Origin of the sequence: Streptomyces sp. P6-2-1, from assembly GCF_050613165.1 — a bacterium.
Taxonomy (GTDB): domain Bacteria; phylum Actinomycetota; class Actinomycetes; order Streptomycetales; family Streptomycetaceae; genus Streptomyces.
In genome coordinates, this window is sequence record NZ_CP192513.1 from 7,130,627 (window position 1) to 7,143,953 (window position 13,327).

At 75.2% G+C, this 13,327-nt stretch carries 14 protein-coding genes; 6 read left to right on the forward strand and 8 right to left on the reverse strand.

Annotated elements, in window-relative coordinates; translation table 11 throughout:
- Positions 1–13 precede the first annotated feature (13 nt).
- On the forward strand, positions 14–487 hold the full coding sequence (locus ACQYWQ_RS29980; protein ID WP_431038945.1) for an NUDIX hydrolase: 474 nt from the start codon (positions 14–16) through the stop codon (positions 485–487).
- Positions 488–723: 236 nt separating this feature from the next.
- Positions 724–1,698, forward strand: coding sequence for a D-alanyl-D-alanine carboxypeptidase family protein (locus ACQYWQ_RS29985; RefSeq protein ID WP_431038946.1), 975 nt, complete (start codon positions 724–726; stop codon positions 1,696–1,698).
- A gap of 55 nt (positions 1,699–1,753) precedes the next feature.
- On the opposite strand, the gene ACQYWQ_RS29990 is transcribed toward ACQYWQ_RS29985, so the two are convergent.
- On the reverse strand, positions 1,754–2,608 hold the full coding sequence (locus ACQYWQ_RS29990; RefSeq protein ID WP_431038947.1) for a helix-turn-helix transcriptional regulator: 855 nt from the start codon (positions 2,606–2,608) through the stop codon (positions 1,754–1,756).
- Positions 2,609–2,693: 85 nt separating this feature from the next.
- Here ACQYWQ_RS29990 and ACQYWQ_RS29995 point away from each other — a divergent pair, with 85 nt between their 5' ends.
- Both ACQYWQ_RS29995 and ACQYWQ_RS30000 read left to right on the forward strand, forming a co-directional pair.
- The gene (locus ACQYWQ_RS29995; protein WP_431038948.1) at positions 2,694–3,476 is read left to right on the forward strand and encodes an SDR family NAD(P)-dependent oxidoreductase; all 783 of its coding nucleotides are present in this window, start codon (positions 2,694–2,696) and stop codon (positions 3,474–3,476) included.
- Between the two features lie 389 nt (positions 3,477–3,865).
- Entirely contained in the window at positions 3,866–4,825 is a 960-nt protein-coding gene (locus ACQYWQ_RS30000) for a glycoside hydrolase family 75 protein (RefSeq protein ID WP_431038949.1), read from the forward strand.
- 10 nt (positions 4,826–4,835) lie between these two features.
- On the opposite strand, the gene dhaM is transcribed toward ACQYWQ_RS30000, so the two are convergent.
- The 6 genes from dhaM to opcA form a co-directional block, all read right to left on the reverse strand.
- On the reverse strand, positions 4,836–5,249 hold the full coding sequence (dhaM, locus tag ACQYWQ_RS30005) for a dihydroxyacetone kinase phosphoryl donor subunit DhaM (RefSeq protein WP_431038950.1): 414 nt from the start codon (positions 5,247–5,249) through the stop codon (positions 4,836–4,838).
- Positions 5,246–5,902, reverse strand: coding sequence for a dihydroxyacetone kinase subunit DhaL (gene dhaL, locus ACQYWQ_RS30010; protein ID WP_431038951.1), 657 nt, complete (start codon positions 5,900–5,902; stop codon positions 5,246–5,248). Before dhaL ends, dhaM begins: the two co-directional genes overlap by 4 nt.
- 54 nt (positions 5,903–5,956) lie before the next feature.
- Positions 5,957–6,949: a dihydroxyacetone kinase subunit DhaK gene (dhaK, locus tag ACQYWQ_RS30015; protein ID WP_431038952.1), complete on the reverse strand. Its 993-nt coding sequence runs from the start codon at positions 6,947–6,949 to the stop codon at positions 5,957–5,959.
- A 534-nt stretch (positions 6,950–7,483) separates the two neighbouring features.
- The gene (locus tag ACQYWQ_RS30020; RefSeq protein WP_431038953.1) at positions 7,484–7,903 is read right to left on the reverse strand and encodes an SRPBCC family protein; all 420 of its coding nucleotides are present in this window, start codon (positions 7,901–7,903) and stop codon (positions 7,484–7,486) included.
- A 43-nt stretch (positions 7,904–7,946) separates the two neighbouring features.
- Positions 7,947–8,957 carry an aldo/keto reductase gene (locus tag ACQYWQ_RS30025; RefSeq protein ID WP_431038954.1) on the reverse strand — a complete coding sequence of 337 codons (1,011 nt, stop codon included), beginning with the start codon at positions 8,955–8,957 and terminating at the stop codon, positions 7,947–7,949.
- A gap of 257 nt (positions 8,958–9,214) precedes the next feature.
- Positions 9,215–10,147: a glucose-6-phosphate dehydrogenase assembly protein OpcA gene (gene opcA / locus ACQYWQ_RS30030; RefSeq protein WP_431038955.1), complete on the reverse strand. Its 933-nt coding sequence runs from the start codon at positions 10,145–10,147 to the stop codon at positions 9,215–9,217.
- Positions 10,148–10,381: 234 nt separating this feature from the next.
- On the opposite strand from opcA, the gene ACQYWQ_RS30035 reads away from it, so the two are divergent.
- Together ACQYWQ_RS30035 and ACQYWQ_RS30040 are read left to right on the forward strand one after the other, a co-directional pair.
- Positions 10,382–11,098 carry a (2Fe-2S)-binding protein gene (locus ACQYWQ_RS30035; RefSeq protein ID WP_431038956.1) on the forward strand — a complete coding sequence of 239 codons (717 nt, stop codon included), beginning with the start codon at positions 10,382–10,384 and terminating at the stop codon, positions 11,096–11,098.
- A 283-nt stretch (positions 11,099–11,381) separates the two neighbouring features.
- Entirely contained in the window at positions 11,382–11,882 is a 501-nt protein-coding gene (locus ACQYWQ_RS30040; RefSeq protein ID WP_431038957.1) for an SRPBCC family protein, read from the forward strand.
- Between the two features lie 461 nt (positions 11,883–12,343).
- Here the strand turns inward: ACQYWQ_RS30040 and ACQYWQ_RS30045 are convergent, their stop codons facing one another.
- Complete coding sequence (locus ACQYWQ_RS30045; protein WP_431038958.1) at positions 12,344–13,105, reverse strand: Clp protease N-terminal domain-containing protein; 762 nt, start codon at positions 13,103–13,105, stop codon at positions 12,344–12,346.
- Positions 13,106–13,327 lie beyond the last annotated feature (222 nt).

Sequence of the window (13,327 nt, forward strand, 5' to 3'; positions counted from 1 at the left end):
GTACGGTCCCGGCATGAGCCTCCGTCTCGCCGCGTACGCCGTCTGCCTCCGAGGGGGCCTGGTGCTGCTCGCCCGGCACGTCCCGCCGTCGGGCGGAAGCACCTGGACCCTGCCGGGCGGGAGGGTCGAGCACGCGGAGGACCCCTTCGACGCGGTGCTGCGCGAGGTGGCCGAGGAGACCGGGCGCACGGCGGTCGTCGAGCGCCTCCTCGGCGTCGACTCCCGCGTCGTCCCCGCCGCCGAGCGCCCGGCGCCAGGGCTGCCCGACCACCAGAACGTCGGCATCTTCTACGCGGTACGCGTCACCGGCGGCGTCCCGCGCCCCGAACCGGACGGCGAGATCGCCGAATCCGTGTGGACGCCGCTCGGCGACGTGCCCGCGCTCGTCCGCTCCTCGCTCGTCGACGTCGGTCTCGCCCTCGCGCGGGAACGGCCGCCGACGGGCCACGTCGCGCCCGTACCCGTCGGCGGCCTGATCCGGCACTGAGCCGGACGCCCCGCCCCGTACCGCATCACCCCACTCCATGACGATCATCGGACCGCCGCGTGTGGGCCCTGTGACGAGATCATGCGGTTCCTTGAGCGGACGCGCTCCGCGTGATGGCGTGGTGTGTCTCCGAGGCGTTCTCGGGGGCCTTCCCGGGCGTCACGGCCGGTGTCACGCCCGCCGGGCCCCGGGCACGTACGGTCCGGCGTCAGCGCCGGTAGGAGGAAACAGACTTCATGGGTGCACACGCCCGCCCCAACCGCTTTCACCGCACCGGTGTCCGCATCGCCTCGGCCGCCCTCGTGGGAGCGGCGCTCCCGATCGGTGCCACAGGCCTTGCCCAGGCGGCCACTCCGGACGACACCCCGCACGCCGCGGCCGCCGACACGGGCGAGCAGGCCGGGCAGGCCGCGCCCGCCGAACAGGCCGGGCCCGCCATCAAGGCCGACCACGCCTTCCTCCTCGACGCGCGCGACGGCAGTCAGGAACGCGAGCTGTGGGCCGGGGCCAAGGCCGACGAGAGCGTGCCGATGGCGAGCACCACCAAGATCATGACGGCCGTCGTCGTGCTCAAGCACCCCGAGTGGCTGGAGCGGCAGATCACCGTCAAGCAGGAGTACCGGGACTACGTGCAGGAGGTGGGCGCCAGCACGGCGGATCTCCAGACCGGCGACACCCTGACCGCCCGCCAGCTCCTGCACGCCATGCTCATCCCCTCCGGCGCCGACGCCGCCCGCGCCCTGGCCGACCACTTCGGCAACGGGGACACCGAGGAGGCGCGGATCAGCGACTTCATCGCGCAGATGAACGCCGAGGCGCAGCAACTCGGCCTCAAGGGAACCCACTTCGACTCCGTCGACGGCATCTCGCAGGGCAACAACCACAGCACCGCACGCGACCTCGCCAAGCTCGGCCAGCGCGCCATGCTCCAGCCGGTCTTCGCCGACGTCGTCAAGAACACGCAGTACGAGACGGAGGCCCCGGCCGCCAACGGCCGTACCCGCTACTACACCTGGATCAACACCAACGAGCTGCTGACCACGTACGACGGTGCCCTCGGCGTCAAGACGGGCAGCGGCCCCGAGGACGGCTACTGCGTCGTCTTCGCCGCCGAGCGCGACAACCGCACCCTGATCGGCGTCATCCTGGGCGACGACACCGGCCGCTTCGACGACGCCACGAAGGTGCTCGACTGGGGCTTCGCCCACTGAGCCTGCGCCGGGGCCGACCCCGCCCGAGCCGCACGCCGGGCCCACCGCCCGGGGCTCAACGGGGACGGCCCCGGCCGGCCTCGGCACCCAGCACCCCCAGGAACGCCAGCGCCTCGGCGCTCGGCGACCCCTGGGGCGCGCTGTAGAGCACGAGCCGCTGGCCGCTCCCGTCGAGGCCGAGGACATCGCAGTCGACGGTGATCGCGCCGGCGACGGGGTGGCGGAACGTCTTCGTGAGCACGTGCGCGCCGCGCACGTCGTGCCGCTCCCAGAGCCGCGCGAAGTCAGGCGAACCCGCCCGCAGTTCGTCGATCAGGCCGGTCACCCCCGGGTGCTTCGGGTAACGGGCGAGAGCGGCCCGCAGCTCCGTCACGACGTGGTGGCGGAACTCGGCGGCGTCGGAGATCCCGTACAGCGGCTTCCCGGGGTCCTCTGCGGCGAGGAAGGCCCGGCGCGCGAGGTTGCGGTCCGTGGGGTCGAGCGCCCCGAAATCCTCCATGAGCGCGGCGGCGAGATCGTTCCACGCGAGGACGTCGAAGGTCGCCGAGAGGACGAACCCCGCCGTGAGCGGCAACCGCTCCAGGAGCGCGAGGACACTCGGCCGCACCTCGCGCAGGGGCGCCGTGTCGCGCACGGGCACGGTCCCGGCCAGTACGTGCAGATGCGCCGTCTCCGCCTCGGTGAGGCGCAGCGCGCCCGCGATCCCGGCGAGTACCTCCCCCGACGGGCGCGGCGCACGCCCCTGTTCGAGCCGCACGTAGTACTCCGTCGAGATGTGCGCGAGGACGGCGGCCTCCTCGCGCCGCAGCCCCGGGGTACGGCGGCGCGGGCCCGAGGGGAGACCGACGTCCGAGGGGCGCAGCCGCTCGCGGCGGCTGCGGAGAAACGCGCCCAGTTCCTGCTTGTCCATACGCCCAGTGTGCTCCGCGCCCGGCGGGTCATCCTGGTACCGCTTGTGCCTGTATGCGGCCCGGCGCCCGGACGACGCTGAGGCCATGACACACAGCACGGAACACCGCCCCATCGGCCTGCTCACCGGCAAGGCCGTCCTCGTCACCGGCGCCAGCCGCGGCATCGGCGCGGCGGCCGCCCGCCTCTTCGCCGCCGAAGGCGCCTCCGTCGTCCTCGCGGCACGAAGTAAGGAGGCGCTCGACGCGCTCGTCCAGGAGATCCGCGCGGGCGGCGGCACCGCGGACGCGGTCACGCTGGACCTCGCGGAGACCGCGAGCGTCCGCGCGGCCGTCGACCGCGTCGAGCAGCTCCACGGGCGTCTGGACGGCGCCTTCAACAACGGCGCCGCCGGGCAGCGGCCGGGGCCGCTCGACACCACGAGCGAGGAGGTGATCGAGGAACAGTTCGCCGTCAATTTCCGCGCGCACTGGACCGCCATGAACGCCGAGGCCGCGCTCATGCGCCGCTCCGGCGGCGGAGCGATCGTCAACACGTCGAGCATCGGCAGCCGCCGCGCCAATCCCGCGCTCCCCGCCTACGGGGCCATGAAGCGCGCGCTCAACAGCATCACCGAGAGCGCCGCCGTCTCCTGGGGGCGCGACGGCATCCGCGTCAACGGCATCACTCCCGGCGGCACGGCGACGCAGATGATCGACGAGTGGGAGGCGGCGACCCCCGGAGTCGTCGACAGGATCACCGCGACGGTCCCGATCGGCCGCATGGGCGCGCCCCGCGAAGTGGCGGAAGCGGCGGCGTGGCTGCTCAGCGACCGGGCGTCGATGGTGACGGGCGCGATCCTGCCGGTGGACGGGGGAGCGGGCGCCTGAGCAACCGCGGCGGCACGGGGCACGACGGGCCTGACGGGGCGGCGGTACGGGCAGGCCGGAGGGTAGGGGCCCGGCGGTGCGGAGGGTGACGGGGCTCGGCGGTACGGAGGGTGACGAGGCTCGGCGGTGCGGAGAGGGACCAGGACCGGCGGTACGGGGGCCTCACGACCCCGGGCCGCGGTCGCCCTCAGCGCCGCCCTGCCGGTACCCGGGTGACCTCTCGCGCGTCACGTCCCCACCGCGCCCGGCGACGGGGTCACAGGGGGTTAGCGTCCCTGACGGCTTGTTCATCCGTTCGTGCGTTCGCTGGAGGCCGGTTGACGTCCTCGATGCCGTCGTGCCCGCGGCCGGGAGCCGCCGCCCGCAGGTCGTGCCACGCCCTGCTCACGGTGACCCTCGCCCTCGTCCCCCTCGCCTGCGCGGCCCCCGCACCCCCCGCCCGCCCCCGCACCGCCGCGGCCGCCGCGCCCCCGCCGCACCCCGCGCCCCCGCACCCGGGCCCGCCCGGCCTCCACACGACGGCGACGGCACCCCCCACCCTCACCGCGCCGCTCCCCGCAGCCCCTCCCGCCCCCGCCGCCCCCACGCGGCCCGCCCCCACCGCCTCACCCCCACCCCGCACCGGCGCCGGCGCACCCGCGTCACGCGCCACGAGACCCCCGGCCCCCACCGCGCCCGCGTCCCCCACCCCACCCCCCAGCGGCACCCCCACCGCCTCGCCGTCGTCCTCGTCCGCCGCGGCTCCCCGTCCCGCGGGGGCGAGCGCCGACGCCCTCCGCTCCCGCGCCGCCCGCTCCTGCCGACAGCTCTCCTCGGGGCTCTTCCGGCGGGACGCGGCGCGGCCGCCCGATGTGCCCGTGTGCGCGGGCGTGGGCGGGGCGCTGCACTGGACCGCCGACCTCGACATCGACTGCGACGGACGCCCCGGGCCCGTGTGCCACGCGGGTTCGGGACCGTACTTCCAGGAGACGACCGCGTGGAACGGCTCGGACGGCCGCCCGCTGAGCGCCGACGAGGTCCCGTACGTCGTCGTTCCCGGTCCCTCGGCGCGCTGGAGCCCCGCCGCGGCGGGCGTCACGGGCGGGACGCTCGCCGTGCTCGTGCACGGCGAGCGGGTGCGGTACGCGGTCGTCGGTGACACGGGCCCCGTCGACGTCATCGGCGAAGCCTCCTACGCCGCGGCGCTCTCGCTCGGTCTCGGCGGCGCGCCGCAGGCCGCCGGCACGCAGGGCGACGTCCTGTACCTGCTCTTCCCCGATACGCGCGTCCGCCCGGTCGAGGACCCGGCGGCCGCCCGCGCGGCGGGCAGGGACCGCGTGGCCCGCTACCTGCGCGAGACGTCGCCCTGAGTCCGCCGGCTCACCGTTTGCGGTAGTCGTACGCCTCGGCCGCCGCGGCGCGCACCCCCTCCAGGTCCGCGCCCGCCGAGGCGGCGACGGCCGCGGCGACCGCGCCCTCGACGAGCGGGGCGTCCACGAGCACGCTGTGCGCGGGCAGTTCCCCGTCCTCGGCGAGCAGCGCCTTGACGGTGAGCACCGCGCTGCCGAGATCGGCGAGGATCGCGACCCCCGCGCCCCTGTCCACCGCGTGCGCGGCGCGCACCACGAGGTCCGCGCTCGTCCCGAGCCCGCCGTCCTCGGTACCTCCGGCCGCCTCGATCGCTACCTCGTCGGGCGCGCCCGTGAGGTGGGCGGCGAGGTGCGCGACGGCCCGCGCGACCTCCGCCGAGTGCGAGACGAGGACGAGCCCCACGCCAGCCTGCTCCGCGCTCACACGTCCGCCTTCCCCGCCGTATCGGCGAGTGCCCCGATGAGGAGGGCGGCCGAAGCGGCGCCCGGGTCCTCGTGCCCCTCGCTGCGCTCGCCGAGGTAACTCGCCCGCCCCTTGTGCGCCCGCAAAGGCACGGTCGCCGCGGCGCCCTCGCGCGCCGCTTCGGCCCCCGCCTCCCACGACGTGCCCAGGGCCTCGGCCGCGGGGACGAGCGCGTCGAGCATCGTCTTGTCGCCCGGTTTCGCGCCGCCGAGCGCCGAGACCGCGTCGATTCCCGCGCGCAGGGCGGCGGCGAACTCCGCACGGTCCGGCTCCGTGCGCTCCCCGAGCGCCTCGCCGAGTGCCTTGCCCGTCCGGCGCAGCAGCGTCCCGTACAGCGGTCCCGATGCCCCGCCGACCGTCGAGACGAGCCGCCGCCCCGCGAGAGCGAGCACCGCCTGCGGGCTCGCAGGCTCCTCGGCGGCGAGCGACTCGCGCACGGCCGCGAAGCCACGCCGCATGTTGGCGCCGTGATCGGCGTCGCCGATCGCCGAGTCGAGCGCCGTGAGCCGTTCGGCCTCCGCGTCGATCAGCGCGGCGGCGGCGTCCAGCCAGCGCCGGAAGAACGCGGCGTCCAGCGCGCCCGTACCGCTCGTGTCCCTGTCTTCTTGGCCCATGTCCGTCCGTCACCCCTTCGTGTCGTCCTCTGCCCTGTGGGCACGTACGGGGCCTCAGCGGCCCCAGCGCAGTCCGGCCGTGGCGACGGGCGCGTCCCACAGGCGCAGCAGTTCCTCGTCGGCGCGGCACACCGTCACCGACGCGCCCGCCATGTCGAGCGACGTGACGTAGTTGCCGACGAGCGAGCGCGCGACAGGGACACCGCGCTCGCCGAGCACGCGGTGCACCTCGGCGGTGAACCCGTACAGCTCCAGGAGCGGCGTGCCGCCCATGCCGTTGACGAGAAGCAGGACGGGGCCGTCGCCGCCGAGGTCGTCGAGCACGGCGTGCACGGCGGTGTCGGCGATCTCGCCCGCGGTCATCATGGGGCGCCGCTCGCGGCCCGGTTCGCCGTGGATGCCGACGCCCAGTTCCAGCTCACCGGGCGGCAGGTCGAAGGTCGGGCCGCCCTTGGCGGGGGTGCTCACGGCGGAGAGCGCGACGCCGAAGCTGCGTGAGGCGGCGTTGACGCGGGTCGCGAGGTCCGCGACCTCGGCGAGCGGGCGGCGTTCGTCGGCCGCGGCGCCCGCGATCTTCTCGGCGAAGAGTGTCGCGCCCGTGCCGCGCCGTCCCGCCGTGTAGAGGCTGTCGGTGACGGCGACGTCGTCGTCGATGAGGACCTTCGCGATCGCGATGCCCTCCTCCTCGGCGAGTTCGGCGGCCATGTCGAAGTTGAGGACGTCGCCGGTGTAGTTCTTCACGAGGAAGAGCACCCCGGCCCCGCTGTCGACCGCGGCGGCCGCGCGCACCATCTGGTCGGGCACGGGCGAGGTGAAGACTTCGCCCGGACAGGCCGCGTCGAGCATCCCCGGGCCGACGAAACCGGCGTGGAGTGGTTCGTGCCCCGAGCCGCCGCCCGAGACGAGCGCGACCTTCCCCGCGACGGGCGCGTCCCGTCGCACCACGACCCGGTTCTCGACGTCCACGGTCAATTCGGGATGCGCTGCGGCGAGGCCGCGCAGGGCGTCGGGGACGACGGTCTCCGCGACGTTGATGAGCATCTTCACGGTGCCTCCGGTGGCGTGGGCGTCTCCGTCGCGCGGTGCCCGCGGCCTCGGACACGAGGGACCGGGGCCGGACGCACAGCGCAGGGACAAGTGTGGGACGCCGGGCGCGTTCGCGCACCTGTTGCGACGGGATCTCCCCTACCGATACGGGGCCGGGCCCACCCGCTCCCGGTGACGAACCCCTGGTCGCGGGCGCGCGGCCCCCTCACGGCGACCGGCGCCGCCGCGGCTCGCGAGCCACGCACGGACCTGTGCGTCCTCGTGGAGCCGGGCGCCGCTCGTGTCGGCGGGCAGGGCGATCCCGTGGCGGAGGCCCAGCGCCCACCCGGCGACGTCGTCGTGCCCCGCGTCGTCGTCGGCCACCCGGCGGGCGGCCCGCGGCCGGCCTCGTCCCGGCCCGGCCGCCCCTCGACGAGCGCGACGAAGCACCTCGCTCTCGTCGGGCGTGGGCCGGCCCCCTGCGTCCATGCGCCGACCGTACGCCGGGGAGGACCCGCCACGGACGGGGGCGCCGGGCCCACCGCGCTCCGGCGCTCAGCCGGTGAGCGCCGCGTACAGCGCGTCGAGCCCCTCGCGGTAGATGCCCGTGAAGAGCGCGACCGCCTCCTCCTCGCTCACCCCGTCAGGGGCGAAGCGGCCCGTCCACTCGACCTCCGCGCTGCCGGGGGCGCCGGGGACCTCGTGCACGCGGAGCGTCGAGAGGTAGCCCCGCACAGGGAAGGGCGCTTCGAGGATCGTGTACGTGTAGTGGCGCTCGCGGTCGTTGAACGCGGTCATGCGCTCGACGATCACTCCGCCGTCCGCGTTGCGCAGCCGCCGCGCGCGGCCACCCTCGCGCGGGGTGCTCTCGGGGATGTACGGGAGCCAGTCGGGCAGCGCGTGGAAGCCGCCGACGAGACGCCAGACGGTCTCGGGGTCCGCGGGGACGACGCGGCTCACGGAAGTGGAAGCCATGTGGTGCTCCTGACAGGGGACTGTGCGGGTGGGGGGGGGTGGTTCAGGCGGTGGGCAGCGGGGCCTCGGGGCTCAGCAGCCCGCTCTCGCGCAGTTCGGCCCAGAAGGCGGCGGGCACGCGCTCGTCGAGTGCCGCCAGGTCCTCGGCGATGCGCGAGGGACGCGTCGCTCCCGGGATGGCCGCCACGGAGGCGGGGTGAGCCAGCGCGAACTGGAGCGCCGCCGCCTTGACGGAGATGCCGTGCCGCTCGGTCAGCTCACGGATGTGCCGCACGCGGTCGACGATCTCGCGCGGCGCCTTCTGGTACTCGAAGTGCGCGCCACCCGCGAGGACACCGGAGCTGTACGGGCCGCCGACGACCAGGTCGACGCCCTGCTCGGTGGCGGTGGGCAGTACGCGCTGGAGGGCGCGCGCGTGGTCGAGGAGTGTGTAGCGCCCCGCCAGGAGGAAGCCGTCGGGACGCGGCTCGTCCAGGTCGAGGGTCAGCTCGACGGGCTCCACGCGGTTGACGCCGAGCCCCCACGCCTTGATGACGCCCTCCTCGCGCAGCTTCGACAGGACGCGGAAGGCACCCGTGCGGGCGGTCTCGAACTGGGCGAGCCAGCGGTCGCCGTGGAAGTCCTGCGCGATGTCGTGGACCCACACGATGTCGAGCCTGTCGGTGCCCAGGCGCTTGAGGCTGTCCTCGATCGAGCGGTACGTGGCGTCCGCCGAGTAGTCGTCGACGATCTTGTTCGGACGGCCGTGCTCGAAGAGGCCGCCCTTCTCGCCGAGGTCGCGCGTGGCAGGGTCCTCGACCTCGTCGAGGATGACGCGGCCGACCTTCGTCGAGAGGACGTACGAGTCCCTGGGGTGCTCGGCGAGCATCTCGCCGAGCCGGATCTCGGCGAGCCCAGCGCCGTAGAAGGGCGCGCTGTCGTAGTACCGGACGCCCTGGTCCCAGGCGGCCCGCAGGGTCGCCCGGGCCTCCTCGTCGGGGATCGCGCGGAACATGTTGCCGAGCGGGGCCGTCCCGAAACCGAGACGGCCGGGAAGCAGAGTGCGCAGACGCATGACGCGAGTGCCTTCCTGTGGGGGTGGCTGTGCCTGTCCGGTGCGCGGCGCGGGCGGGACCGATCCTCCGCCTTTGCCCTCTACGGGCTTTCGCCGCTTACCTGTGTCGACAATAATTGCATGCGCGGGTTAATGCAAAGCGCGGGGTATGTGGTGTGCTTCACGTCGTGCGCGGTGCCTCGCGGACGGACCAGCCGGCGACGCACGAAGGCCCCGCCCCGGCGTACTGCCGGAGCGGGGCCTCGTGGGTCGCGGACTCAGGACGTCGCCGCTGCCCCCGCCTCCGCGTGCAGCGCCTGCGCGTAAGCCTCGTCCGGGTCGAGACGCCGCAGCTCCTCCGAGAGCAGCTCGGGAAGCGCGCGCACCTTGAGGGCGAGCGGGCGCGGCGGGCGCCCGGGCAGCGCGAGGCTCGCGAGCGGGCCCTCGGGCCGCTCCACGCTCAGCTCCCCGGCGGCCGTGCCGAGCCGCACCGCCGTGATCACGGGACCGCCCGTGATCACCCGCTCGACAGCGACCCCGAGCCGTACCCCGAGCCACCGTGCGAGCAGTTCGGCGCTCGGGTTGTCCGCCTCGCTCTCCACCACGGCGGAGCGCACGGGCCCCGGCACCTGGTCCAGCGCGGCCGCGAGCGTCGAGCGCCACAGCGTGAGCCGCGTCCAGGCGAGATCCGTGTCACCCGGCGTGTACGAGCGGCGCAGCCCGCCGAGGAAGGCCACCGGGTCCTCGGAGGCGTACGCGTCGGTGATACGGCGCCGGGCGAGGGCGCCCAGCGGGTCGGCCGCCGGGTTCTCCGGGGCGCCGTACGGCCACCAGGTCACGACCGGCACATCGGGGAGCAGCAGCGGCAGCACGACCGAGTCGGCGTGCTTGCCGACCTCGCCGTACAGCCGCAGCACCACGATCTCGCCGGCCCCGGCGTCGTCCGCGCCGACGCGCACCTCGGCGTCGAGCCGCGCGAGCGCGCGCCGGTGCGGGGAGCGGGAGGTACGGCGGATGACGAGCAGGATGCGCGCGGGGTGCTCGCGCGCCGATGCCCCTGCGGCGCGCAGCGCGTCGTACGCGTCCTCCTCGTCCGTGACGACGAGCAGGGTCAGCACCCGTCCCACGGTCGGGGTGCCGAGCGCCCGGCGGGCGGACACGAGGGCCTTGTTGATGTCGCTGGAAGTGGTGTCGGTGAGATCGATCCTCATGGTGTGCGCGTTGCTCCGTCCCAAGTCGTACGAGCGCCGTACCCGAGTCGTACGGGCGCGCCGCGGCCGTCCCCGCGCGACCTCCGGAAGTCCGCGGCGACGGCCGCGGCCCTCCGGAGCGCAGGTCGCGTCCGCCCTCAGCGTACGAGCGCCCCCGCCCGGGGCGGCAGTCACCCGGCACTGTGAAACGATCCCGTGCGCGGCGCGCCCCGCGCCGGGAACGGACACCACCGCATGACCGCCCCCACCACCGCCGGCCTCCTCGCCCGGCTCGCGACGCTCGGCCCCTACTTCGCCGTGGCGACCGCGCCCCCACCCGACGCGGCCTCCTACCGGCCGCTCGCCACGCTCCCCGGCGCCGCCTTCGACGACTGGACCGCCCTCGTCGGCGCCCGCCTCGGCACGGGACCTGGGCGCGTCGCCGCCTCGACCGTGCACCTCGGGCACGTCGCCCGGCTGTGGTCGCTCGCCCTGGGCACCGTGGCACTGGGCGGCGGCGTCCCCGACCTCGGCCCCGGCCGGCTCCGCTTCACGCTCTCGCCCGAAGGCTCGCCCCGCCTGTGGGTGCCCGAGCCCGCGGCGCGCCCGGCCGACGAGGACCCGGTCCCCGGCCTGCACGCACTCCTCACCGCCCACCTCGCCCCGCTCCACGCCCATCTGCGCGCCCGCTACGGCCTCTCCCCGCACCTCCTGCGCGGCAACACGGCCTCCGCCCTGACCGGCACGGTCCGCGTCCTTCTCGACCGCGTTCCCGACGCCCCGCTCGACGCGGGGCCCCTCGCCGCCCGCCTCCTGCGCACCGACGGCCTCGGCGACAACGGCACCTACCTGTACGACCCGGACCTGGGTGTCGCCTACCAGCGCAACAGCTGCTGCCTCTTCTACCGGACCCCGCGAGGCGGCCTGTGCGGAGACTGCGTCCTGCGCGGAGCACCGAGCCGCCGAGACTGAAGGGAAGAGGCGGCGCCGACGGCGATGTGATGAGCCGGCGCCCGGCCCGCGCCCCCGCGTCACCGCGCCCCCGCGTCACCGCGCCCGCGCCCCCGCGTCACCGCGCCCGCGCCCCCCCTCGTCACCGCGCCCGCGCCCACCCCCTCGTCACCGCACCGGCGCCCCTCCTCGTCACCCCACCGGCGCCCGCACCGCGCCCCCGCCGGGTGCCGTGCCTACCGTGGTCCGCACGCGGTGGCGCGCCCCCGGTACGCCCCTCCCGCACCCTCACGAGGAGCGCGTCATGGCTCTGCGGCAGCAGCTCATCGCCCGGTCGCCCGCCGAGGTGTGGCGGGTCCTCGCCGACGCGCGGCGCCTCGGGCCCTGCCTCACGGGGCGCGCGGCCGACCCTGCCGCGGGCGGGGTGTGGCCCGAGCCGGGAGCCGTGCTCTCGTACGGGGCGAGGCGCGGACGGCGGCGGGAACCGTTGCGGGCCACCGTGCGCCACGCCCAGGAGCCCCGCACGCTCGACCTGGAGATCAGCGGCTCCCGGCTCGGCCGCTTCCGCGTCACGCTCGACCTGCGCCCCTGGGGCCCCGACACTCTCCTCGTCCTCGCCGCGAACCCTCTGGACGAGGCCCGCGCCCCCGGCCGCGACGCGGCGCTCGCCACCGTCCTCCGGCTGCGCCACCGTGCCGTCCTCGCCCGCCTCGCCCGCGCGGCCGAGGAGCCCGGGCAGGCCGGGAGCGCCCAGGCCGCCCCCGCCGTCTCCCCGCGGGACTTCGTGCCGACCCGCCCGTACTGACCCCGGGCACCGGGTCGTCCGCACAGCACCCGGTCGCCCGGACAGCGGGAGGCGTCAGTTCCCGGCCGTGACCTTGTGGGGCGTCGTGTCCGCCGGGCGCAGCGCGCGTCCGGCGCCGGACCGTCCTTCCAGCGTCCGCAGCGCCTGTCCCTCCTGACGGCCGACCAGCCGCGAGTGCCGTTCGCCCGGAGCGAGGAAGCTCCGCTCGCCCCGTGCGGGACGCGTGTCTCCTCCCGGCCGGGGCGGAGGGAGAGCCGCAGGAGCGCGGGAAGGCCGCGGGACGCGGGCAGGCCGCCGAAGCACGGGGGCAGCCGCCGAAGCGTGGGGCGGCCGAACGAAGCGCGGGCAAGCCGCCGAAGGATGAGGAAGCCGCCCGAACGGTGAGGAAGCCGCCCGCACCCCTGTCAACCTGGGGTAGCGGGCGGCCTCCGGATGTGCGGACCGCTCTCCTTCTCCTTCGCTCAGCCTCCCTCGGTCTGCCGCGCCTCCTCCAACTGCGCCCGGATGCGCCGCAGGTGGCCGGCGATCAGTTCCGTCGTGCGTTCCTTCTCGATGCCGAGGCCCGAGAGGACGCCCTCGCCGTTCTCGTGCTCCAGGAGGGCGAGCACCAGGTGCTCGGTTCCGATGTAGTTGTGGCCGAGGCGCAGGGCTTCGCGGAAGGTCAGCTCCAGCACCTTCTTCGCCGCGGCGTCGAAGGGGATGAGCGTCGGCAGGTCCTCCTCGCCGCGCGGCGGCAACGCGGCCTCCGCCGCCTCCCGCACGGTCGCGGGCGTCATGCCCTGGTCCGCGAGGACGACGACGCCGAGGCTCTGCGGCTCGTCGAGGAGACCGAGGACGAGGTGCGCGGGCGCGATGCGCGTGTGCCCGTGTTCCCGTGCCCGGGTCTGCGAGGCCACCACGACCTTCCGGGCGCGCGACGTGTAGCGCGAGAAGCCCTGCTCGGGGTCGAGCGCGGCGACCTCGCCGCTGTCCTTCGGCACGAACCGCTTCTGCGCCGCCTGGCGTGTCACGCCCATCGAGGTGCCGATATCGGTCCACGAGGCGCCCGAACGACGCGCCTGGTCGACGAAATGGCCGATCAGGTGGTCAGCGACCTCGCCGAGGTGTTCCGCGGCGAGCACCGCGTCCGTGAGCTGGTCCAAGGGGCCGGTGTGGACCCGTTTGATGGCGTCGATCAGATCATCGAGCCGTACTGCGCGATGTGCCGGTGTCTGCTCCGTCATACAGGCAACCTTAGGTTGACGATCGAAAGAGTGTCAACCTCGGGTTGCTCTCCCGGTTGAGCGCTTCCTGGACTGCGACCGGTCGAACGCCCGGAGTGATCTTCGGGTACCGCCCCTTGACGTCCCTTCAGCCCCGGGTGGAGCATCGCTCGCGCTTGACAACGTTGTCCGGCCGCCCATCCCGGTCACCCCGGGGAGAGGAACGGTGTCAGTAGCAGTGAC

Bases quoted from the DNA above. Each gene is read 5' to 3' on its own strand.
- ACQYWQ_RS29980 (WP_431038945.1), top strand. From the start codon at position 14: ATGAGCCTCCGTCTCGCCGCGTACGCCGTCTGCCTCCGAGGGGGCCTG.
- ACQYWQ_RS29985 (WP_431038946.1), top strand. From the start codon at position 724: ATGGGTGCACACGCCCGCCCCAACCGCTTTCACCGCACCGGTGTCCGC.
- ACQYWQ_RS29990 (WP_431038947.1), bottom strand. From the start codon at position 2,608: ATGGACAAGCAGGAACTGGGCGCGTTTCTCCGCAGCCGCCGCGAGCGG.
- ACQYWQ_RS29995 (WP_431038948.1), top strand. From the start codon at position 2,694: ATGACACACAGCACGGAACACCGCCCCATCGGCCTGCTCACCGGCAAG.
- dhaL (WP_431038951.1), bottom strand. From the start codon at position 5,902: ATGGGCCAAGAAGACAGGGACACGAGCGGTACGGGCGCGCTGGACGCC.
- ACQYWQ_RS30020 (WP_431038953.1), bottom strand. From the start codon at position 7,903: ATGGCTTCCACTTCCGTGAGCCGCGTCGTCCCCGCGGACCCCGAGACC.
- ACQYWQ_RS30025 (WP_431038954.1), bottom strand. From the start codon at position 8,957: ATGCGTCTGCGCACTCTGCTTCCCGGCCGTCTCGGTTTCGGGACGGCC.
- opcA (WP_431038955.1), bottom strand. From the start codon at position 10,147: ATGAGGATCGATCTCACCGACACCACTTCCAGCGACATCAACAAGGCC.
- ACQYWQ_RS30035 (WP_431038956.1), top strand. From the start codon at position 10,382: ATGACCGCCCCCACCACCGCCGGCCTCCTCGCCCGGCTCGCGACGCTC.
- ACQYWQ_RS30040 (WP_431038957.1), top strand. From the start codon at position 11,382: ATGGCTCTGCGGCAGCAGCTCATCGCCCGGTCGCCCGCCGAGGTGTGG.
- ACQYWQ_RS30045 (WP_431038958.1), bottom strand. From the start codon at position 13,105: ATGACGGAGCAGACACCGGCACATCGCGCAGTACGGCTCGATGATCTG.